This window comes from Neoaquamicrobium sediminum (genome assembly GCF_040970315.1).
GTDB lineage: Bacteria > Pseudomonadota > Alphaproteobacteria > Rhizobiales > Rhizobiaceae > Aerobium > Aerobium sediminum.
In genome coordinates this window covers 1-19,514 of record NZ_JAZHFV010000002.1, presented here as the reverse complement: position 1 = coordinate 19,514, position 19,514 = coordinate 1, and the positions used below count along the sequence as shown (strand labels likewise).

Sequence of the window (19,514 nt, the reverse complement as noted above, 5' to 3'; positions counted from 1 at the left end):
GGGAGGACACCATGACAAAAGAGGGGCAGGATCGGGATTACCGGATCGCAGCGGTAGACCGCGCGCTTCTCGTGCTGGAAGCCCTCGGCGAGAAGCCGGGCCAGGGTGTCACTGCGCTTTCGAAGTCCCTTGGCCTGACCAAGTCGATCGTCTTCCGGCTGCTGCAGACGCTTGAGGAGCGCGGCTTCGTCTTCCGCGACCCGGAGCTGGCCGTCTATTCGCTCGGCTACCGGGTGGGCGTTCTCGGCGAACGTGTCGGACGCGACGGCAGCCTTCTGTTTGCGGCGCGGCCCGTGATGGATGCGCTGCGCGACAGGACCTCGGAGAACATCAACCTGGTCGTGCGGGAGGGGTCACGCTCGCTGGTGCTTGCAACACGCGCGGGACACCACTCCATCCGCCTCTTCGCGCAGGCCGGCCGCAACGGTCCCCTCCATGCCGGCGGCGGATCGTTGTGCCTGCTCGCGTTTGCCGACCAGAGCGTCATCGACGCCGTGCTGTCCGGGCCGCTGGAAGCCTTCACGCCCTACACGATTACCGATCGCGACAAGCTGCGCCAGTTGCTCGACCGAATCCGCGCAAACGGCTTCAACATCGCGCTCAACGACCTCGACGAAGGCGCGTTTTCCGTCGCCGCGCCAATCATGGGACCACATGACGATGTCATCGCGTCGATTTCCGTCGCGGGCGCGATGGTGCGCTTCGACGAAGAGCGCCGCGAACACTACATCCAGGCCGCGCGCGAGGCAGCGGCCGAGATTTCTTCGAAGCTCTCGCTCCATCCCGGTGACCCCGCCCAGATCGGCACGCCGCTGATCGCCTAGGGCCCGTTTCCCTCTCCACGACCATTATGCAGGCAAGGCCGGGTGAGCCATTCACGCGACCGGCTTTACCGCGCACCTGAGCTCTGGTAGCGTAAACTCGTTGTGAAACAATGTTTCATTGAATAAAACAAACGGGGAGCCTTCCTTCCATGAACCAGATCGAGACCGAAATTCTGTCAGCCGCGACCGTCGATGAACCATGGGCGCTGGTGGAGAGCTTCTCGACATTCAAGCGCGAACATCCCACGGACGTGAACCGCGGCATGGACGAGGTGGTGCAGCGCCTTCGCAAGCACGGTGTCGAAGTGACGGTGCACGAGCCGAGCCTCTATCTCAGCCTTCCGGGCGCGGCACGCGTGGAAGCCGAGGGCAAGTCCTTCCGCGCCAAGCCCCCGGCGTACAGCGTCGACGCGCGCAAGGGCATTTCGGGCGAGCTGGTCTATGTGGGCGCCCGCCACAACGCCATGATCACCGACATGTTCGAACAAAAGGTCGACACGACCGAAGAGCTGGCGAACCGCGTGCGCGGCAAGATCGTGATTTCGGAAGGCTTCGCGAGCCCCGGCCTCGTCTCGCAGTTCGAGGAGATCGGCGCCATCGGCGTGATCGGCATCAACCCCGGGGTCGATGTCCACTGGGGCATCTGCACCACGATCTGGGGCACGCCCGATCTGGACGACCTGCCGCGCAAGCCGAAGATCGCGGCGGTCGCCGTCAACCAGCCCGATGGCGAGGCGCTGATCGAGATCGCCGAAAAGGGCGGCAAAGTCACGCTCTTCACCGAAATGGAGGAAGGCTGGTTCACCTCCAAATTGCCCGAGGTCTTCATCCCCGGCACCGAAGAGCCCGAAAAATACGTCTTCCTGCATGGCCATCTCGATAGCTGGGACGTGGGCGTCGGCGACAACGCTACCGGCGACGCGACCATGCTGGAAATCGCGCGCGTGCTCTGGGCGAACCGGGGCAAGCTGAAGCGCTCCGTCCGCATCTGCTGGTGGCCGGGTCATTCGACAGGCCGCTATGCCGGCTCAACCTGGTTCTCGGATGCGTTCGCGCTCGATCTGGAAGAGAACGCTGTGGCGCAAGTCAACTGCGACAGCCCCGGCTGCCGCTGGGCCAGCGAATTCATCAATCTGTGCCGGATGAGCGAAACCGAAACCTTCCTTGCCGAAGTTATCGAGGAAGTCGCGGGCAAAGCCATCGAAGGCGAACGCCCGCACCGCGCCGGCGACTACTCCTTCAACAATATCGGCATTTCCAGCTACCTGATGCTGTCGTCGACGATGCCCGACGTTCTGCGTGAGGAGAAGGGCTACTACACGGTCGGCGGCTGCGGCGGCAACATCGCCTGGCATACGGAAAACGATACGCTTGAGATCGCCGACAAGGACATCCTGCTGCGCGACATCAAGGTCTATCTGCTTGCCGTGCTGCGCAACGCCAACGCCACCATCCTGCCGTTCGACTGGCGCGCAACGACGAAGGAGTTCACCGAGACGATCGATGACTATCAGGCCGAGGCCGGGGACCGTTTCGACCTGTCCGCCTCCAAGAAGGCCGTCGCCGAACTGAGCAGCGCACTGGAGGATTTCTACGCCGGTGTCGAAGCCGGAAAGATCGCGCCCAAGGTTGCAAACCAGGTCATCCAGGATCTGGCCCGCATCCTCGTGCCGATCAACTTCACCCGCGTTCCGCGCTTCCATCATGACCCGGCGCTGACCATCCCGGCGCTGCCTTCGATCGCGATCGCGGCTGAGCTCGACAGCCACGCGGACACACTTGGGTTCGCAAAAACGCAACTGGTGCGTGGCCAGAACCAGCTCATCTCGGCGTTACGGCAGGCGAGGCGGCATATCGCGATCCTGACTGCCTAAGCCGAACAGGGGAGGCGCCACACGGCGCCTCCCCCAACTCAGCCGCTCGACCGAGCCCGCGGCCGTTTTCGTTCATGCAACAGGCTGGCAACGACATGGCTGGCATCAGGCCCCGCTCCCATGACCAGCGCGGACGCTCGATTGCGCTGCCATGGCCTGCCGACGAAGAACATGCCCGGCGCCGGCGAGATGCCGCCGCGCTGAAGAACGCTCCCATCGGCAGCCATCGCTCCGGGTATGTCGATCCACCGATTGTCGTCCCGGTAGCCCACCGCCCAGATAACCGTGCGTATCGCGGCCGAAGTTCCGTCGGCAAGCCTGGCTTCGCTACCGGAGGCACCGGACAAACGCGGCGCGATCCGTATGCCAAGACCGGCAAGAGCACTGAAGCTTCTGCTCCTGTCCGGAAACGCATCCGACTGCTTCAACTTGTTGCCAATCCAGCTTTCTGCAGGCGCCCGAAGCACGCCGGATACGTTCAGCCACCACCACACGGATTTGCCGAACGCGCGCTCCGGAAAGAGCCTGCGGGGCTTGCCTGTCGACAGGATGGTGGACTGACTTTGCGCTGCCTCGGCGGCGATGTCACGACCGCTGGCGCCGTCACCAACGATAAGCACCGGCCCTTCGGGCAACTGATGCGGATTGCGGTAGGTCTGCGTCGTAAGCTGAAGCACCCCGCTTCCGAACTGGCCGGCCACCGCAGGCGTCAGTGCCTGCTGAAACCCGCCAGTCGCCACTATCACCTCGCTGGCCCGAATTTCGGATCCATCATCGAGCGTGGCGTTGAACACGCCGTCGTCTTTGCAGAGACGAACGACGCGCGTGTTCAGGCGGATCGGAAACTCGAAATGCGAGGCGTACCGCTCCAGATAGCCGGCAAACTCGTCACGCCCCGGATAAAGCTCGCGGTTGCCGTCGAGATTGAGCCCCGGCAGCGCGCTGAACTGGCGCGGGGTGAAGAGGGTGAGCGAGTCGTACCGTGCCCGCCAACTATCGCCGACGCGGCTTGCGCCGTCTACGATGAGGAAAGATGCGCCCGCCCGGGCGAGATGATATCCGGCTGCGAGGCCCGCCTGCCCCGCACCGATGACAAGGACGAAACGTTGCATCAGCCGACCGTGTGAAACCCGACCACCATCGAACTTACGCCGCCTCCTTGCCTATCCCATATGGAAGACATGAGGTTGCAAGCTCTAGCGGCTAGAGATGCAAGCGCTTTCTTTCCAGCAGCATCAAACCCCGACACCGCCCCGGACGACGATCGGCGACGGGGTGGCGACGCGGTCGTAGAGGTCGATGATGTCCTGGTTCATCAGGCGCACGCAGCCGCTCGAGACAGCCTTGCCAATGGTCCAGTATTCAGGCGTGCCGTGAAGACGGTAAAGCGTGTCCTGACCGCCCTGGAAGATATAGAGGGCTCTGGCACCCAGCGGGTTGGTCAGACCGGGCGGCTGGCCGCCATTCTCGGCGCTGTACTTTTCGAGCTCTGGCTGGCGGGCGATCATTTCCGCGGGCGGGGTCCATGTCGGCCAGCGACGCTTCCACTGTATCACGCCGTCGCCGGACCATTCGAAGCCTTGCCGACCCAGGCCGACGCCGTAGCGCATGGCCTGGCCGCCCGGCAGCACGAGATAGAGAAAGAAGGATCGCGTATCCACGACCACCGTTCCGGGACGCTCACCGGTCGGGTCGTCGACGAGCTGGCGATAGAAGCGGTCGGGCACCTTGCTCAAATCGACCGCGGGAATCGGAAAGTCTTCCTGCGGCATGGGGCCGTACATGGAAAGATAGGCTGGGTCGACGCGAGGCCCGGTGGGCACGGGCCTGACCGGTATATCTTCCGTCGTGGTGCATGCAGGCAAGACCAAGCCTGCGGCTGCCGCGCCGGCTAGGCCCAACACGCGCCGGCGGGACGGATATGCTCGATTATCTGAACTGTTCACTGTTTCACTCACGATAAGTTCATCGGGCCGCTCGAATTTCAAGCGATGGCTAAAGCGATCTACGACCATCAACCCCTGTCTCGCGGGTTGGTTTCCCGCCTGATGCGATGGTCGATCTTTTCGCCGGGCAAACCTATCGGGGTGGAGGGCCAAGTATGGCGGCGAAGGCTCCGAAACCGCTGCATGGGCGCGCCGTCACAAGTGCGCGGGCCGTTGCGTGTTCCATTGGTTTCTGCACAGCGACAAGCCAGACGCACCCATCGTGACAGTCGGTCGGTTTGCCCGGCAAAGACGAGGACGTGCCGTCGCCGTCTTCCGCGTCAACAGAGAGGTATGCTGCTTCAGGCGGCTCGAAGCCGGCCGTCGCCGGCTGCACCGCGATGTGCAGGCTGGCCAAACACACCAGCAGGAGGAGAGCCAGCGCCTTGATCATAAAACCCTATTTCCCGGGTGAGTGAGGATCGGCAAGCGCTGCAGCAGGGCGGCTGATCGGCACGGATGTGAGCGAGGTTCGCTTTGCCAACGCGGCTTCGCCGCTCCGCTCCAGGAGCTTGCGGAAAGTAGGGTGCATGCCGCCGTCGACGTAGGCGTGGGCGGAAAGCGCCGTGCCCGTTACCGTCAGCTTCTCCATCGCGACACGGTCGGCCTGTGTCTTGGCGGCAACCAGCGGCGATGATGCGTCAAGCGACGGCGGGCAGGCAGCAAGCGCATTCGTCGGTTCGCCGCCCTCAAACTCCCTGTCGAAGACGTAACGGCCACCGCAATGGGAAACCTTCGGCTGGCGGCGGGTCACCTCGAAAATATCGTATCCCTGCTTGAGATCGGACCAGAATGCGAAGTTCGGGTCGTTGCGATTCTTCGCCATGTTTTCGGGCGTCATGCGGAAGGGGAATGCCTGAACCTGAAACGATCCCTGCCCACCGCGCAGCGCCTCACGCGCGACAGCATAGATCTCCGCAACGCCTTCGTCCGTCAGTGCGTAGCAGCCGGACGACGAGCAGGCGCCGTGCACCATCAGGGCCTCGCCAGTGTAGCCAAGCGCCGATTCAAGCCTGTTCGGGTAGCCCAGGTTGAACGAGAGGTAATATTGGGACTTGGGGTTCAGCATGCCTGCCGAGACATGGTAGAAGCCTTCGGGCGCCTGCCTGTCTCCAGTCTGCTTCTTGGGGCCGAGCTTTCCCGACCAACGGCACATCGGATAGGTCTTCAGAAGCGCGAACGTGCCATTTCGGCCTCGCTTCCAGATTTCCAGCTCGCTTTCCTGCTTGAATATCCTGACCAAAATGGGCGCAGAAGGCGACATCGACTTGCGCGACATCTCGGCCTTAAGAGCGGCGGGAATGGGCTGCGTCGCCTTGCTGTCAACGTCGAGAACGGTGGAAACACAGGCGCTCAGCAAAAACGCCAGTGCTGCAATCCCTGCAATTCTCAGTGCTGTCGGCATCATCAACTATCGCTTCTTCGACGGACTCGTACGGCTCGGCCAAGACACGATTGTCCGCTTATCATAGTTAAGATGATGTTTCCGCCCACAACTTCGCGAGCGAGCATGGTGCGAGATGTCCGCGTCGGTAACGGCGTTGGTAACGGACGGATCAAACACGCTTGACTGGCGCGTGCGAGGCCATGGTGAAAGGGTGTGCCGACCGAAACAGTGCGACCCACCCGACGAAATGTTGTTGCGCCTGGGAACTTTCATCGCCGCAGGAGCGGCCACCTACCTCACACTTTCAGTGGTGTTGCGGCTTGTCTGTCTAGCGCTTGGGCATAATGCAACGGAGATGCTCTTCGCCGAGGCTGCGCTCTATCTCTTCTCCCTCGCGGCCGCGGTCGAAGGAGCGCTTTTCCCGCCCGAAAAGGCGAGAGGTGCGGTCTCGTCAACGAGACTGACCCAAAGATTCATGTCATCCTGCGATTGGCGCTTGAGGTAATAGATTTCCGTTTCCTGCCAGGGCAGCACCTTCTGCTCGACGTTGTCGAGAATGAAGTCGCCGAGATCCGTCACAACGGTCAGGACCGCATGACCTCCGCCACTGGCGTCGCGCGCAACGGTGAGCAGAAGGGCTCCGAGGGGATACCCCATCTCGTTCAGCCGCTTGCGCTTCATCAGCGCGTAATCCTCGCAGTCTCCGACCGTAGTCGGATATTCCCAACGTTCCTCGACCCCGAAAATCTCCATGTCGGTCAGCGGTGCGACAGCTTGGTTCACCTCGGCATTGACCGTGACAATCTCGCGCCAGCGCGGCTTGGTGAGCTGGACCGACGGCCCTTCCGGTGCCCGAGCGCAGCGCTCGGCATAGTTGCGGCAGTAGTTGTAATAGCCGACGGGCATGCTCGTTGCGCCAAAGGTCAGCATGTTGCGCGCATTGGTCGGTTGGGTGGGATTGAAATGAAAGGCATTGGCCGAAGCAGCAACGCACGACATCATGAGCACGAAGGTGCCGAGCATCAGGCGTATCATCTGGTCGTCTCCCCGTTGTCCTTAGGGAAGAGATACCCAATCCGCCTGAAAACGCTGAAAAATCAGATGCTTGAATTAGATACAACTTCTCTGAAAATTGCATGCGTCGCAGCAAGTTTTCGTTGACCAACATGGTTTGTTCCAATGCGGCGAAAGGCCAGTTACAAACCGCTTCGTTGTGGCTAATATCTCTAGAGACTGGAGGATTTTATGCTGACGATCGGAACCCTCTCCCGCCAGACGGGCGTCAAGATTCCCACCATCCGCTACTACGAGCAGATGGGACTGATGGCGGCTGCCGAACGGTCGGAGGGGAACCAGCGTCGCTACGGGCTCCGCGACAGGGACCGTCTTTCGTTCATAAAGCACGCCCGTGATCTCGGTTTCACGATCGAGGCCATCAGGGAGCTTCTGGAGCTGAGCGCCCATCCGGAACGCCCCTGCGCCGATGCCGACCAGATTGCTGTTCGCCAGCTCCAGAGCGTGCGCGAGAAAATCGCCAGGCTGCAGACGCTGGAAACAGAACTGGGGCGTATCGCCACCTGCTGTCATGGTGACCATATCAAGGACTGCTACGTCCTGCAGTCGCTCGCCAACCACGAGATGTGCGAAAGCGAGCATCAGTAGCCCAGGCGAGAAGCAGGCCTCCAGCCTCTCTATGCAGCAATCCTGCGCGGACACTGCCGCGCGGAAGGAACGCCCTTGCAAAATATGCAGAACCGGCTTTATTTGCAAATGAATTGCAACTGCATATGATTGCGCGTCCATGACCGATCCAACGCCAGACCCTCCCGGAGGCTGGAGCAGCAGACCCAAAGTGCCTTCGATGTCGGACGTTCACCGGTCGGTTCCGGTGCGTGCCGGCGGATCGTCCTGGCGAAGGGCAGCGGCTTTCTTCGGGCCGGGCTATCTCGTTGCCGTGGGCTATATGGACCCTGGCAACTGGGCGACGTCGATCGCCGGAGGCTCAAGGTTCGGCTACACGCTTCTCGTGGTCGCCCTGATCTCCAACATCATGGCGATCGTCCTGCAGTCGCTTTGCTCGCGGCTGGCGATCGCATCCGGCCGCGATCTCGCCCAGGCATGCAGGGACGCCTACCCGGTGTGGGTATCGCGCGTTTTATGGTTTCTTGCGGAGATCGCGATCATCGCCACCGACATCGCCGAGGTGATTGGAACGGCCATCGGGCTCAACCTGCTTTTCGGCATTCCGCTGGAAATCGGCGTGATCATCACCGCGCTGGATGTCTTCCTGATCCTCTACCTCCAGAAGCTCGGTTTTCGGTGGGTGGAAGCGTTGGTGATTGCCCTGCTCGGCATCATCGCCGTCTGCTTCGCGCTGCAGATCGTGCTGGCCGATCCCGACTGGGGTGACGTCATAAGAGGCTTTGCGCCGACGACGGAGATCGTAAGCAATCCTGAAATGCTCTATCTCGCGCTCGGCATCCTCGGCGCCACGGTGATGCCGCACAACCTCTATCTGCACTCCGGTATCATCCAGACCCGCAACTACGGCGACAGCCTGACCGAGAAGCGGGAGGCGTTGAAGTTCGCCACCATCGACTCGACGGTCGCGCTGATGTTCGCGCTCTGTATCAATGCAGCGATCCTGATCCTCGCCGCCGCGACATTCAATGCCACCGGACGAACGGAAATCGCCGAGCTGGGCGAGGCGCACAGCCTGCTGGCGCCGCTGCTCGGCGCCGCGATCGCACCGACGCTCTTCGGCGTTGCGCTATTGTGTTCCGGCATCAATTCGACCGTGACGGCGACGCTTGCGGGCCAGATCGTGATGGAAGGCTTTCTCGACATCAGGCTGCCGCCGTGGCTGCGCAGGCTGGTGACCCGGGCGATCGCCATCGTTCCGGCGGCGGCCGTCACCATCTGGTATGGCGAAAGCGGCACGGCGCGTCTGTTGATCCTCACCCAGGTTGTCCTGAGCCTGCAACTGTCCTTCGCAGTCTTTCCACTGGTGATGTTCACGGCGGACAAACGCAAGATGGGCGCACTCGTCGCTCCGCGCGGGCTGGCCGCGTTCGCATTCGCAATCGCGTTCATCATCGCGGCGCTCAACATCAAGTTGATCGCGGATTTCCTGTCGGAACGCGCTTAGGATCAGGCCCGCATCTCATCCTCGAAACGGCAGAAATACGACGTCCGGTCCTGCTTGCCCTCCGACGAAGGGACGCCGCGCAGCGTGACGGCGACAACCGGGCTGCCCGGCCGCGTCTGCACCGAACCTTTGATCGTGACTTCCGGATGATCGTCGGGAACCAGGTCGAAACCCGTCTCGCCGCCCCGCGTCTCGCCCCACCGGACCGTACCGGAATCGTAGTCTCCCTCCGCCGCGTAGGTCGGCTCCATCCTGTCCCGGTCGAGGAACAGATAGAATTCCAGGTCGGCGCCCATTGGTGCGCGGCCCCAGCGCCAGGCCTCGGCCTTCTCGACGGACGGCTTCACCTCGCGGACCAGTGCCTCGCAATCGGCGGATGTCGGCGCACCGCCCTCTTGCGGATAAAACAGGAAAACTCCAACCGGCGGCTCGGCGGCGGTGGCCGCTGTGCAGAGCATCAACGCGACCGCAGGCGCACGAAAAAGTGATGTCAATCGCATGCGTCTTGTCTCCCCGCCTGTAGGCCGAGCGGCCCGTGAACCCGGCCGCTTGAACGCACTACGGAATGCTCAGCCTCGCGATGACCGGAAGATGGTTCGATCCAAATGTAGGGCCCATCGACAGATCTTCGAGGCCGACCGACGGCGAGACGATAATGCGATCGATCGGCGTGCCTAACTGCGTCACCGATCCGTATCTGGTGCTGAAGCGTGTCGGGGCCGGCCACCAGCGCGACTCGGTCGTGCGGTAGCCGGTCGACGACAGCAGGTCCTGGAAGAAGGGAGACCAGGACGGTGTATTCCAGTCGCCCGCCACGATAACCGGTGTCTCCGGCGGTTCGGATTTGAGAGCCTCGGCAAGGTCGCGGAGATAGGCGCTGCGCTCGCGCCACATCGGCGGGGTTCTTGGCGTCTGCGGGTGCACTGCGTAGACAACCACCGTTCGGTCGCCAACGAGCACTTCATAACGGACCGCGAAGCGCCCGCCGGTATCCGTGCTTTGTGGCGAAACCGTCCTCTCGTCCAAGATGGGAAACCGGCTGAACAGCTTCATATCCGTGTTGGCGTCGAGGTCGCGGCTGCTCTCGTGGGGCCACAGGCCGCTGGCCACCAGCGCATCCTGCCACAACGGCGTCATCTCCTGCAGAACCACGATGTCGGCGCTGGCGACTTCCGGTATCGCAAGAAAATCCGAGGGGTCCGGGTTGTCGACATAGATGTTGGCGCTCACCACGGAGATCGCCGTTCCGGGCGTCGATCGCGCGGGAGCCGGCAGGAGAAAAAAGGGAACGGCGGCGGCAACGAGCGCGAGAACGCCGCATGTCCTGGCCCATCGGGACGGCAGGGCAAAGCCGAACACGAAAAGGCCCGCGCCAGCAAGGAACAGGTGCGGGCGCAGGAAGTTGGCCATGTCCGCAGCCCACACATGGCGTGAAAGGAACAGGGACACGAGAGCCGCCGCGGCGAAGACGACTTGCGTCGCCACCGTCAGCACAACCAGCAGCCGCACAATGCGGGCGTATTTCCCAAAAGCACCCAAATGCCGCCCCCTCATATAACACCCATTTCTAAAGTGACGCAGAGGCACGCACCGCGCCAAGAAGTCAATCTGACGCACGGCGCAGGTTAAGATTTCCTGCGCCACCCCTTGTCTCTCTAGCCACTAGAGGTCTTATACCGACACTCCTGTGAGTCAGGAGTGTCTACAATGACCGTTTCGAGCCGCCAGACCCGCTTCAGGGTCGAAGGCATGGATTGCGCGAGTTGCGCGGCGAAAATCGATACCGCGGTACGCCGCATGCCGTCCGTTGCCGATGTCAAAGTCTCGGTTGTCGCCGGCACCATGACTGTCGAGCACGACGACAGCCTCGATGTCGCCGCGGTATCGCGGAAGGTAAGCGGGCTGGGCTACAAGACAGTCCCTGCGGGGAACGCGCAGAGCCCGGCGGACGCAAAGGCCAAGGCAGCGCAGGGCTGCACCGGCGACCACGCGCACGAGCATGGCGCCCGACATGGAACGGGCGAACCGACCAGCCATTCGGGTTCGTCCAGGAACAGCTCGCGCGCTGAAAAGTCTGACGGGCTGGAGGGTCTGCACGGACACGACCACGCCCCGCAGGACGGCTCTTGGTGGGCGACATCGAAGGCGCGGCTGACCATCGCCTGCGGCGCAGCGCTTGCCATAGCTTTCGTGGCCGCCAAGCTTTTCCCGCAGACGCAGCCATGGGGTTTCATCATCGCCATGGCCATCGGACTGATTCCCATTGCGCGCCGCGCGCTTGCCGGGGCCACGAACGGCAGCCCGTTCACCATTGAGACGTTGATGACGATCGCAGCGGTGGGTGCGGTTGTCATCGATGCGGCGGAAGAGGCAGCCGTCGTCGTGGTGCTCTTCCTCGTCGGCGAATTGCTCGAGGGGATCGCGACGGGCCGCGCCCGCGCCTCGATACGCGCACTTGCAACGTTGATGCCGAAGACCGCGCTTGTCGAGCGCGACGGCGCAACGGAAACGGTGGCGGCGGAAAGCCTCGGGGTCGATATGGTCGTGCTCACACGGCCGGGCGACAGGATCCCTGCGGACGGCGTAGTGGTCAGTGGCGAAAGCGCGGTCGACGAAGCGCCGATCACCGGCGAATCCGTGCCAAAGCGCAAGGAGCCCGGCGACGTCGTCTTTGCAGGCACCATAAATCAGGAAGGCGTGTTGCGGGTTCGGGTCACTGCTGCCGCCGCCGACAACACCATCTCCCGCATTATCGCGCTCGTCGAGGAAGCACAGGAGACCAAGGCACCGACCGAGCGCTTCATTGACCGGTTCGCAAAATATTACACGCCTGGCGTGATGGTCGTGGCGGCACTGATCGCCATCCTGCCGCCGCTGCTTACCGGCGCAGACTGGGAGACATGGATCTATCGCGGGCTCGCCGCACTTTTGATCGGCTGCCCTTGCGCCCTCGTGATTTCAACGCCGGCGGCAATTGCCGCTGCCCTTTCGGCCGGCGCCCGGCGTGGTCTGCTTATGAAGGGCGGGGCCATTCTGGAGAATCTCGGCAAGGTCGACAGCGTGGCATTCGACAAGACCGGAACGCTCACGGAAGGTAAGCCCAAGGTTACCGACATACTCGCGATCGACCGCACGAAGCACGAGGTTCTGCGGCTGGCAGCCGCCCTTGAAGCGGGATCGAGCCATCCGCTGGCAACCGCCATACTGGCAAAGGCCGACGACGAGAAGGTGGCCGTGACAGCGGCATCGGATGCCGGTGCCGTAGGCGGCAAGGGAGTCGTGGGCACTGTCGACGGTGTGAAGCTATTTCTGGCCTCCCCGCGCGCGGCGTCCGAAAAGGTCGTGCTCGACGAGACACTGTCAGCGCGCATCGCCGCACTGAACGACGAGGGCAAGACGGTCTCTGTCCTGCTTGTCGCAGACACCGTCGCCGGCCTCATCGCGATGCGCGACGAGCCGCGCGAGGATGCCAAGGCGGGCATCGCTGCGCTGCGCGATCTCGGTGCTGAAACGATCATGCTCACCGGCGACAACCGGCGCACGGCGAAGGCAATCGCAAGCGCTCTGGGCATGGAAGCCCGGGCGGAACTGATGCCGCAGGACAAGCAGAAGATCGTCGGCGAACTGCGCAAGGCAGGCAGGTTTGTCGCCAAGGTTGGAGACGGCATCAACGACGCTCCCGCGCTTGCGGCAGCCGACATCGGAATCGCCATGGGCGGCGGAACCGACGTGGCGCTCGAGACCGCGGACGCTGCGGTTCTGCATGGTCGTGTCATCGATGTCGCCAACATGGTCACGCTATCGCGCCTGACGATGCGCAACATCTTCCAGAACATAACCATCTCGCTCGGCCTCAAAGCCGTTTTCCTGGTGACGACGGTTCTCGGAGTGACCGGGTTGTGGCCCGCCATTCTGGCCGACACGGGCGCCACGGTGCTTGTCACGGCGAACGCCATGCGCCTGCTTGGCTGGAAAGGCATCTCGGCAAGTTGATCGAGGCTCGTTCGCCAATTGCCGCATTCGAAAAACCGTTCATCAAGGGAGCCGTTTCTTGTCATTGCCATTCAAAGTCGTCCTGCTGGCCGGGACGCTCTGTTCCACAGCCGCGTCAGCGCATGAATTTTCTTCCGGCGCTGTCGTGATCGACCACCCCTGGGCGCGGGTTACGGCGGCGTCCGCCCCGGTAGCGGGGGCCTATCTGACAGTCACAAACACAGGATCGGAACCTGACAGGCTGCTTGGCGGCTCCACACCGATCGCGTCGCGAATCGAAATCCACCAGATGACGATGGACGACGGTGTCGCGCGCATGCGCGCCCTTCCCGACGGCGCTGAGATTGCGCCCGGCGCAACCATCGAGCTTGCACCCGGAGGCATGCATCTGATGCTCATAGGCCCGGACCGGCAACTGATCGAAGGAGACAGCTTCAAGGCAACGCTCGAGTTCGCGCGGTCGGGAACGATCGACATCGAGTTCGTGATCCAGCGCACAGCCCTGGGCGGAGCAACAGGGGATGGCGAGCATGCAGGTCACAAGCCATGAAGGGCCTCCGGCTATTCCGGCTGGCCGTGTGGGCGGCTGTCTTCATGCTTGGTGGCTTTCTGCTGATCTCGACGCAGTTTCCCGAAAGCCAGGTTGGCCGGCAGACAATAGCCAGCGGAACGGCAAAGGTCGGCGGCCCGTTCTCGCTTCTGACGCCCGCAGGCGAACGCATCGACAACCAGTCGCTTGCCGGTCGCCCGTACATCGTGTTTTTCGGCTTCACCTATTGCCCGGACATCTGTCCCACGACGCTCTTCGAACTCACGGACCTGATGGCCGACCTCGGTCCGGACGCAGACAGCGTCGAGGTCCTATTCGTCACCGTCGATCCGGACCGGGATACGCCGGCCGCGCTTTCGAGCTACATGACGTCGTTCGACAGCCGCATAACCGCGCTTCGTGGGTCGGCGACGGAAACAGAGAACACGCTGAAGTCCTTTTCCGCCTACGCGAAAAAGGTGCCGCTCGAGACGGGCGGATACACGATGGACCACACAGCCGGTGTCTTCCTCATGCGGCCCGACGGCGGATTCACTGGCATGATGGACATGCACGAGCCGCGCGAAACGAAACTGGAGAAGCTGCGGCGGCTCGCCCGGATGGCGAACACCGGACAAGGCTAACAGCGACTTCGTTCACTGCTGGCGCAGGCTACGTGCCTTGTCGTCTGAGGCGGTCAGTTGCAGCATTGCCGCCAGAACGCCGACAACGATCAGGGACACCCAGCCAATCGAATAGCTGCCGCTCCACTGGTAGCTCAGGCCGCCAAGCCAGGCGCCGAGGAAAGCGCCGACCTGGTGGCTCATGAACATGACACCGAACAGGGCGCCGAAATTCGCCGGGCCGAACAATCCGTTGATGAGGCCGCTGACCGGAGGAACGACACTCAGCCACAGGAAGCCCATGGCCGCTGCAAAGACCAGCGTCGTCTCGACGCTGACGGGCAGCGCGAAGAAGATGGCAACCGACGCGGTCCGCAACAGGTAGATCAGCGCCAGCACGTTCCGGTTGCCCCAGCGCTGGCACAGATAGCCTGCAACCAGCGTTCCCACTGCATTGCATATGCCGATGAGCGCAATCGCCTCGGCGCCGACGGAAGGCGGCAGGCCGCATATGGCGATGAAGTTCGGCAAATGCGTCGCGATGAATATCAACTGGAAACCACAGGCGAAGAAGGCAAAGGTCGTGATGACGAATGTGCGGTTGGCGAGGGCCTCGGCAATCGCACTGCGTGCATCGACGCGGTGCGCCGGACTTGAAGCGACCGGATCGACACCCCCTCGCCGAAACAGCAACGCCCCAGCCGCCATCGACGCTGCCAGCAAGGCGAGACCGCCGAGCGCGCCCTGCCAGGACCAGGCGTCGATCATTACCTGCGCGGCAGGTGCAACGACGAAGGTGCCAAGCGAACCGACGGCCGCCAGGATCGAAACCGCCGTTGCACGCACGGCAGGTGCTGCAAGGCGTGAAACGATACCGACCAGCACGCCGTGCGAGGTTGCCGCCACCGCCAGGCCGATCAGCAGCCCACCGCCAATGTAGAGACCGAGATGCCCGCCCGAGGCGGTCATGTAGAGGCCGGCGCAATACAGCGCGGCAGCGATCACGACGACCAGACGCCCGCCGAAGCGGTCGCACACGGCGCCCATAAACGGCTGCCCGATACCCCAGGCAAGGTTTTGAAGCGCCATAGCAAAGCCGAACGTTGCCACCGTTATGCCGGTCGCGCGCACCATCGGCTCCATGAACAGGCCCAGGCTCTGCCGCAGCCCCATCGAAAGCGAAAGGATGGTGCCGGCGGCCACAAGGCATACGATCAGGGCTGGCGTCCATTGTCTGGCAATCGGCTGCGGCACGGGAATCCTCCTCGACGAGTTCCCCCGACGATAAGCCCGCACCGGAAAGGCGAAACTCACTAGTCGGTATACATGCCGATTGGTTTCAGCCGACGGCGCGAACCTCCACGTTCCGGCCTGAGCCGAGCCGGTTGGCAATCCGGCTGGAAACAAGCGTGGCGGCAGCCTCGCCGGCCACCCGCGCGTATGTCACGTCGCGGTGGACGAGCATCAGGGCGATAGCGCCTTCGAGCAGCAGCATGACCTGCTGTGCAAGCGTTTCCGGGTCCCCGGCGCCGCTGCTCCGCAATTCTTCGGCCAGCCACGCCTCGAAACGCCGCTTGTGGTCCGCCGCCATCAACACGGCCGGATGGCCCGGCTGTCCAGCCAGTTCGACGGCCGCGCGGGTAAACCCGCAGCCGCGCCACTTCGGCTGCGCCGCATGCGAAGCCAGCGCCACAAACATACGCCCGATCCTGTCGGGCAACGGCCGGTCGTCATCACCCAGCCAATCGCGATACCGGCTGCGCGTCGACTTTTCGCGCGCCTCCAGATAGGCGGCGATCAACGCATCCTTGCTTTCGAAGTGATAATATAGCGTCCGCTTGGTCACGCCGGCCTGCGCCGCGACCGCGTCGACACTGACGCTGCGCAGGCCATGCGCATAGAAAAGGGTTTCCGCGGCATCGACGATCCTGGATCGCGTGGTTTCCGACATTGGCGCTATCCCCTCTCTGGCTGGCGCAATCAGTTTGCTCGAGCGGCATCATTCCGCAACGGGCCTTCCCGAGCGCTCGTTGCCATATCGACCAGTTGCCTGAGTGCTTCCGACGCGCTGTCGGGTCTCCAGGCCACGCCCACCTCCGTCACCGGAGCCGTTCCGCCGAGCTTCAGATATGTGACCCCCGGCGGCGCGAGACTGCGCATGCAGCCCGGCACGAAGGCGATCCCCATGCCTTCCGCGACCAGGTTGACGATCGTCTGCATCTGCATCGCATGTTGCGCGATGAACGGACGCGCGCCCTGATCCGCGTAATAGCGGGTGACAACATCGTGAAGCGCGGGCGCACCCTGCCTTGGAAAGAGGATGAGCGGCTTGTCGCGCAGATGGTCGAACGATACCGCTCCGCCGACAGGCGCAATCTGCCCGGCCTCGATCCACGCTGACGGCACCGCGACCACAAGCTCCTCGGACACGACAGGCACATAGCGAAGCGGGACGGGCACTGCGCGGTTTGGCGGAGGGATAATCAATCCGGCATCCAGCTCGCCGCCGAGAAGCGCCTCGATCTGCACATCGCTCGTCGCCTCGCTCATCACCAGTTCCACCTCCGGGAATGACTGCTTGAAGCGACGTACCAGCGGCGGCAGGAAGCTGTAGCTAACGAAGCTGACAAACGCCAAACGCACCGTGCCGACTTCGCCACGCGACAGACGGCGCGCGAGGTCCGGCAGCACCGCGGCCTCGTCGAGGATCCGCCGCGCATAGGGCAGCCATTCCTGCCCCACGGGGCTCAGCCGCACACTCCGCTTGGTCCGAAAAAACAGCGATAGGCCGAGTTCGGCTTCGAGCGCCTGGATACTCTGGCTGAGCGGTGGTTGGGTGATGCCCAGCCGTTCGGCGGCGCGGCCGAAATGCAGTTCTTCCGCAACGGCGACGAAATGACGAAGCTGGCGCAGTTCCATGTTGCACCTCACTAATATTTCTGTCGACCTAATACCATATAATAAATAGATTTCCTGGATTAATTCGCTCGGGTTTATGCTTGGCTCTGCCTAAGCCAGCCGGAGGAGTCAGCCAGTGCCACATAACGAGCGATCGAAAACGATCTCGCAGGGCAATGAGCGCGCACCCAATCGCGCCATGTTTCGCGCCCTCGGCTACACCAGCGACGATTTCGACAAGCCGATGATCGGCATTGCCAACGGTCACTCCACCATCACCCCCTGCAATGCGGGTCTCCAACCGCTGGCCGACGCCGCCGCTGCGGCGATCAAGGCGGCGGGCGCGAATGCCCAGATGTTCGGTGTGCCCACGATTTCCGACGGCATGTCCATGGGCACGGAAGGCATGAAATATTCTCTGGTCTCCCGCGAGGTCATAGCGGATTGCGTTGAAACCACCGTGCAGGGCCAGTGGATGGACGGGGTGCTGGTCATCGGCGGCTGCGACAAGAACAAGCCCGGCGGAATGATGGGTATCGCGAGGGCAAACGTTCCGGCGATCTACGTTTATGGCGGCACGATCAAGCCCGGCCGCTGGAAGGGGCAGGACCTTTCCGTCATCTCCGCATTCGAGGCCGTCGGAGCATTCAATGCCGGCACGATGAGCCGGGAGGATTTCGAAGGCATAGAACACAATGCCTGCCCCACCACCGGCGCCTGCGGCGGCATGTACACGGCCAACACGATGAGTTCCTCCTTCGAGGCCCTCGGCATGTCGCTGCTGGGGTCTTCGACCATGGCGAACGTCGACGGCGAAAAGCTGGAGTCCACGGCGGAGTCGGCGCGCGTGCTCGTCGAGGCGGTGAAGAAGGGGATAAAGCCGCGCGACATCATCACCAGGCAGAGCGTCGAAAACGCCATCGCGCTGGTCATGGCGACTGGCGGCTCCACCAATGCCGTCCTCCACTACCTCGCCATCTGCCATGCGGCTGAAGTCGAATGGACGCTGGAGGACTTCGAACGGATGCGGCGCAAGGTGCCGGTCATCTGCGACCTGAAGCCATCGGGTCAATACATGGCCGTCGACCTGCACCGGCAGGGCGGCGTGCCGCAGGTGCTGAAGCTGTTGCTCGAAGCCGGGATGCTCAACGGCGACTGCCTGACCATTACCGGCAGGACCATCGCTGAAGAGCTGGCGCAGGTGCCGGCCAGCCCCCCTGCCGATCAGGACGTTGTGCGTCCCGTCGAGAATGCACTCTACAAGGAGGGCCATCTGGCGATCCTGCGCGGCAATCTCGCCGAAGACGGCGCTGTCGCGAAGATCACCGGGTTGAAATCGACATCGATTACCGGGCCGGCACGCGTGTTCGAGGATGAGGAGAGCGCCATGCACGCCATCCTGTCGGATGCGATCCGTCCCGGCGACGTGCTGGTGCTGCGCTATCTCGGCCCCAAGGGCGGGCCGGGCATGCCTGAAATGCTGGCGCCGACGTCAGCCATCGTGGGGCGCGGGCTCGGCGACAAGGTCGGCCTCATCACCGACGGGCGGTTTTCTGGCGGATCGTGGGGACTGCTCGTCGGCCACGTCACGCCGGAAGCCTTCGAGGGCGGCACAATTGCGCTGGTCGAGGAAGGTGACATGATTACCATCGACGCACCCTCGCGCCTGATCCAGCTCGACGTCGATGACGACGAGATTGAGCGCAGACGGCGCAACTGGACCCAGCCGAAGCCCCGCTACACGCGTGGCGTACTCGCCAAATTCGCAGCGCTCGCCAGCCCCGCCAGCAAGGGAGCCGTCACAGGCTAGGTGGCGTCACAATCTTCAACAGGGAGGAAGAAACATGAACCACTACGTTAAACACATCGCCGGCGCGGTAGTCGCCGCTGCAACGACCTTGGCCTTGTCGGTCTCCGCCTACGCGCAGCAGGAGGTAAAGCTCGGCTACGCTCTGGCGACGACGTCGCATTACGGCGTGGCTGCCGAGAAGTGGCAGGAAGTCGTCGAGGCCGAGACCGACGGCCGCTACGTGTTCCGCCACTTCCCCTCCTCCGGTCTCGGCGGCGAGCGCGAGGTCATCGAGGGCGTGCAGCTCGGCACCGTCGAGGCGACCATCGTCTCGTCCGGCACGCTGTCGAACTTCGTGCCGGAGACCGGCGTCTTCGACATCCCGTTCCTGTTCCGTGACCTTGCCCACGCCCGCGCCGTGCTCGACGGCCCGATCGGCCAGGAAATCCTGGCCAAGTTCGACG

18 protein-coding genes are annotated in these 19,514 nt (G+C 63.1%); 9 read left to right on the top strand and 9 right to left on the bottom strand.

Features of this window, described 5'->3' with window-relative positions:
• Window positions 1-11: 11 nt before the first annotated feature.
• Window positions 12-824, top strand: a complete 813-nt coding sequence (locus tag V1479_RS05400) for an IclR family transcriptional regulator (RefSeq protein WP_368802021.1) — start codon at window positions 12-14, stop codon at window positions 822-824.
• Between the two features lie 149 nt (window positions 825-973).
• A complete protein-coding gene (locus V1479_RS05395) occupies window positions 974-2,698 on the top strand; it encodes a M28 family peptidase (RefSeq protein WP_368802020.1) in 1,725 nt (574 codons plus the stop codon).
• Between the two features lie 38 nt (window positions 2,699-2,736).
• Here the strand turns inward: V1479_RS05395 and V1479_RS05390 are convergent, their stop codons facing one another.
• The 4 genes from V1479_RS05390 to V1479_RS05375 all read right to left on the bottom strand — a co-directional run bounded on the left by V1479_RS05390 (window position 2,737) and on the right by V1479_RS05375 (window position 7,105).
• Window positions 2,737-3,810 carry a flavin-containing monooxygenase gene (locus V1479_RS05390; protein WP_368802019.1) on the bottom strand — a complete coding sequence of 358 codons (1,074 nt, stop codon included), beginning with the start codon at window positions 3,808-3,810 and terminating at the stop codon, window positions 2,737-2,739.
• A gap of 123 nt (window positions 3,811-3,933) precedes the next feature.
• Window positions 3,934-4,644 carry a L,D-transpeptidase gene (locus V1479_RS05385; protein WP_368802822.1) on the bottom strand — a complete coding sequence of 237 codons (711 nt, stop codon included), beginning with the start codon at window positions 4,642-4,644 and terminating at the stop codon, window positions 3,934-3,936.
• 439 nt (window positions 4,645-5,083) lie between these two features.
• A complete protein-coding gene (locus V1479_RS05380; RefSeq protein ID WP_173187566.1) occupies window positions 5,084-6,091 on the bottom strand; it encodes a L,D-transpeptidase family protein in 1,008 nt (335 codons plus the stop codon).
• Window positions 6,092-6,448: 357 nt separating this feature from the next.
• Entirely contained in the window at window positions 6,449-7,105 is a 657-nt protein-coding gene (locus V1479_RS05375; protein ID WP_368802018.1) for a transglutaminase-like cysteine peptidase, read from the bottom strand.
• A gap of 210 nt (window positions 7,106-7,315) precedes the next feature.
• Here V1479_RS05375 and V1479_RS05370 point away from each other — a divergent pair, with 210 nt between their 5' ends.
• Window positions 7,316-7,732 carry a MerR family transcriptional regulator gene (locus tag V1479_RS05370; protein WP_368802017.1) on the top strand — a complete coding sequence of 139 codons (417 nt, stop codon included), beginning with the start codon at window positions 7,316-7,318 and terminating at the stop codon, window positions 7,730-7,732.
• Window positions 7,733-7,871: 139 nt separating this feature from the next.
• Window positions 7,872-9,218, top strand: a complete 1,347-nt coding sequence (locus tag V1479_RS05365; RefSeq protein WP_368802016.1) for an Nramp family divalent metal transporter — start codon at window positions 7,872-7,874, stop codon at window positions 9,216-9,218.
• A 2-nt stretch (window positions 9,219-9,220) separates the two neighbouring features.
• Here the strand turns inward: V1479_RS05365 and V1479_RS05360 are convergent, their stop codons facing one another.
• Complete coding sequence (locus V1479_RS05360; protein ID WP_368802015.1) at window positions 9,221-9,718, bottom strand: hypothetical protein; 498 nt, start codon at window positions 9,716-9,718, stop codon at window positions 9,221-9,223.
• A 58-nt stretch (window positions 9,719-9,776) separates the two neighbouring features.
• The gene (locus V1479_RS05355; RefSeq protein WP_368802014.1) at window positions 9,777-10,757 is read right to left on the bottom strand and encodes an endonuclease/exonuclease/phosphatase family protein; all 981 of its coding nucleotides are present in this window, start codon (window positions 10,755-10,757) and stop codon (window positions 9,777-9,779) included.
• Window positions 10,758-10,925: 168 nt separating this feature from the next.
• Here V1479_RS05355 and V1479_RS05350 point away from each other — a divergent pair, with 168 nt between their 5' ends.
• Genes V1479_RS05350 through V1479_RS05340 form a run of 3 tightly spaced genes read left to right on the top strand, consistent with a single transcriptional unit; the run spans window position 10,926 to window position 14,384 of the window.
• On the top strand, window positions 10,926-13,211 hold the full coding sequence (locus V1479_RS05350) for a heavy metal translocating P-type ATPase (protein ID WP_368802013.1): 2,286 nt from the start codon (window positions 10,926-10,928) through the stop codon (window positions 13,209-13,211).
• A gap of 58 nt (window positions 13,212-13,269) precedes the next feature.
• Window positions 13,270-13,761, top strand: coding sequence for a copper chaperone PCu(A)C (locus V1479_RS05345; protein WP_368802012.1), 492 nt, complete (start codon window positions 13,270-13,272; stop codon window positions 13,759-13,761).
• On the top strand, window positions 13,758-14,384 hold the full coding sequence (locus tag V1479_RS05340; protein ID WP_368802011.1) for an SCO family protein: 627 nt from the start codon (window positions 13,758-13,760) through the stop codon (window positions 14,382-14,384). Before V1479_RS05345 ends, V1479_RS05340 begins: the two co-directional genes overlap by 4 nt.
• Before the next feature lie 12 nt (window positions 14,385-14,396).
• On the opposite strand, the gene V1479_RS05335 is transcribed toward V1479_RS05340, so the two are convergent.
• From V1479_RS05335 to V1479_RS05325, 3 genes are all read right to left on the bottom strand, one after another.
• Window positions 14,397-15,617, bottom strand: coding sequence for an MFS transporter (locus tag V1479_RS05335; RefSeq protein WP_368802010.1), 1,221 nt, complete (start codon window positions 15,615-15,617; stop codon window positions 14,397-14,399).
• An 85-nt stretch (window positions 15,618-15,702) separates the two neighbouring features.
• Window positions 15,703-16,314, bottom strand: a complete 612-nt coding sequence (locus V1479_RS05330; RefSeq protein WP_368802009.1) for a TetR/AcrR family transcriptional regulator — start codon at window positions 16,312-16,314, stop codon at window positions 15,703-15,705.
• Between the two features lie 29 nt (window positions 16,315-16,343).
• A complete protein-coding gene (locus V1479_RS05325) occupies window positions 16,344-17,282 on the bottom strand; it encodes a LysR family transcriptional regulator (protein ID WP_368802008.1) in 939 nt (312 codons plus the stop codon).
• A 115-nt stretch (window positions 17,283-17,397) separates the two neighbouring features.
• Between V1479_RS05325 and ilvD the strand changes: the two genes are divergently transcribed.
• The gene (gene ilvD / locus V1479_RS05320) at window positions 17,398-19,071 is read left to right on the top strand and encodes a dihydroxy-acid dehydratase (protein WP_368802007.1); all 1,674 of its coding nucleotides are present in this window, start codon (window positions 17,398-17,400) and stop codon (window positions 19,069-19,071) included.
• 34 nt (window positions 19,072-19,105) lie between these two features.
• Window positions 19,106-19,514, top strand: a 409-nt coding sequence (gene dctP / locus V1479_RS05315; RefSeq protein WP_368802006.1) for a TRAP transporter substrate-binding protein DctP, incomplete at its 3' end; no start/stop codon positions are given.

Bases quoted from the DNA above. Each gene is read 5' to 3' on its own strand.
- V1479_RS05400 (WP_368802021.1), top strand. From the start codon at position 12: ATGACAAAAGAGGGGCAGGATCGGGATTACCGGATCGCAGCGGTAGAC.
- V1479_RS05395 (WP_368802020.1), top strand. From the start codon at position 974: ATGAACCAGATCGAGACCGAAATTCTGTCAGCCGCGACCGTCGATGAA.
- V1479_RS05390 (WP_368802019.1), bottom strand. From the start codon at position 3,810: ATGCAACGTTTCGTCCTTGTCATCGGTGCGGGGCAGGCGGGCCTCGCA.
- V1479_RS05380 (WP_173187566.1), bottom strand. From the start codon at position 6,091: ATGATGCCGACAGCACTGAGAATTGCAGGGATTGCAGCACTGGCGTTT.
- V1479_RS05375 (WP_368802018.1), bottom strand. From the start codon at position 7,105: ATGATACGCCTGATGCTCGGCACCTTCGTGCTCATGATGTCGTGCGTT.
- V1479_RS05370 (WP_368802017.1), top strand. From the start codon at position 7,316: ATGCTGACGATCGGAACCCTCTCCCGCCAGACGGGCGTCAAGATTCCC.
- V1479_RS05365 (WP_368802016.1), top strand. From the start codon at position 7,872: ATGACCGATCCAACGCCAGACCCTCCCGGAGGCTGGAGCAGCAGACCC.
- V1479_RS05360 (WP_368802015.1), bottom strand. From the start codon at position 9,718: ATGCGATTGACATCACTTTTTCGTGCGCCTGCGGTCGCGTTGATGCTC.
- V1479_RS05350 (WP_368802013.1), top strand. From the start codon at position 10,926: ATGACCGTTTCGAGCCGCCAGACCCGCTTCAGGGTCGAAGGCATGGAT.
- V1479_RS05340 (WP_368802011.1), top strand. From the start codon at position 13,758: ATGAAGGGCCTCCGGCTATTCCGGCTGGCCGTGTGGGCGGCTGTCTTC.
- V1479_RS05330 (WP_368802009.1), bottom strand. From the start codon at position 16,314: ATGTCGGAAACCACGCGATCCAGGATCGTCGATGCCGCGGAAACCCTT.
- V1479_RS05325 (WP_368802008.1), bottom strand. From the start codon at position 17,282: ATGGAACTGCGCCAGCTTCGTCATTTCGTCGCCGTTGCGGAAGAACTG.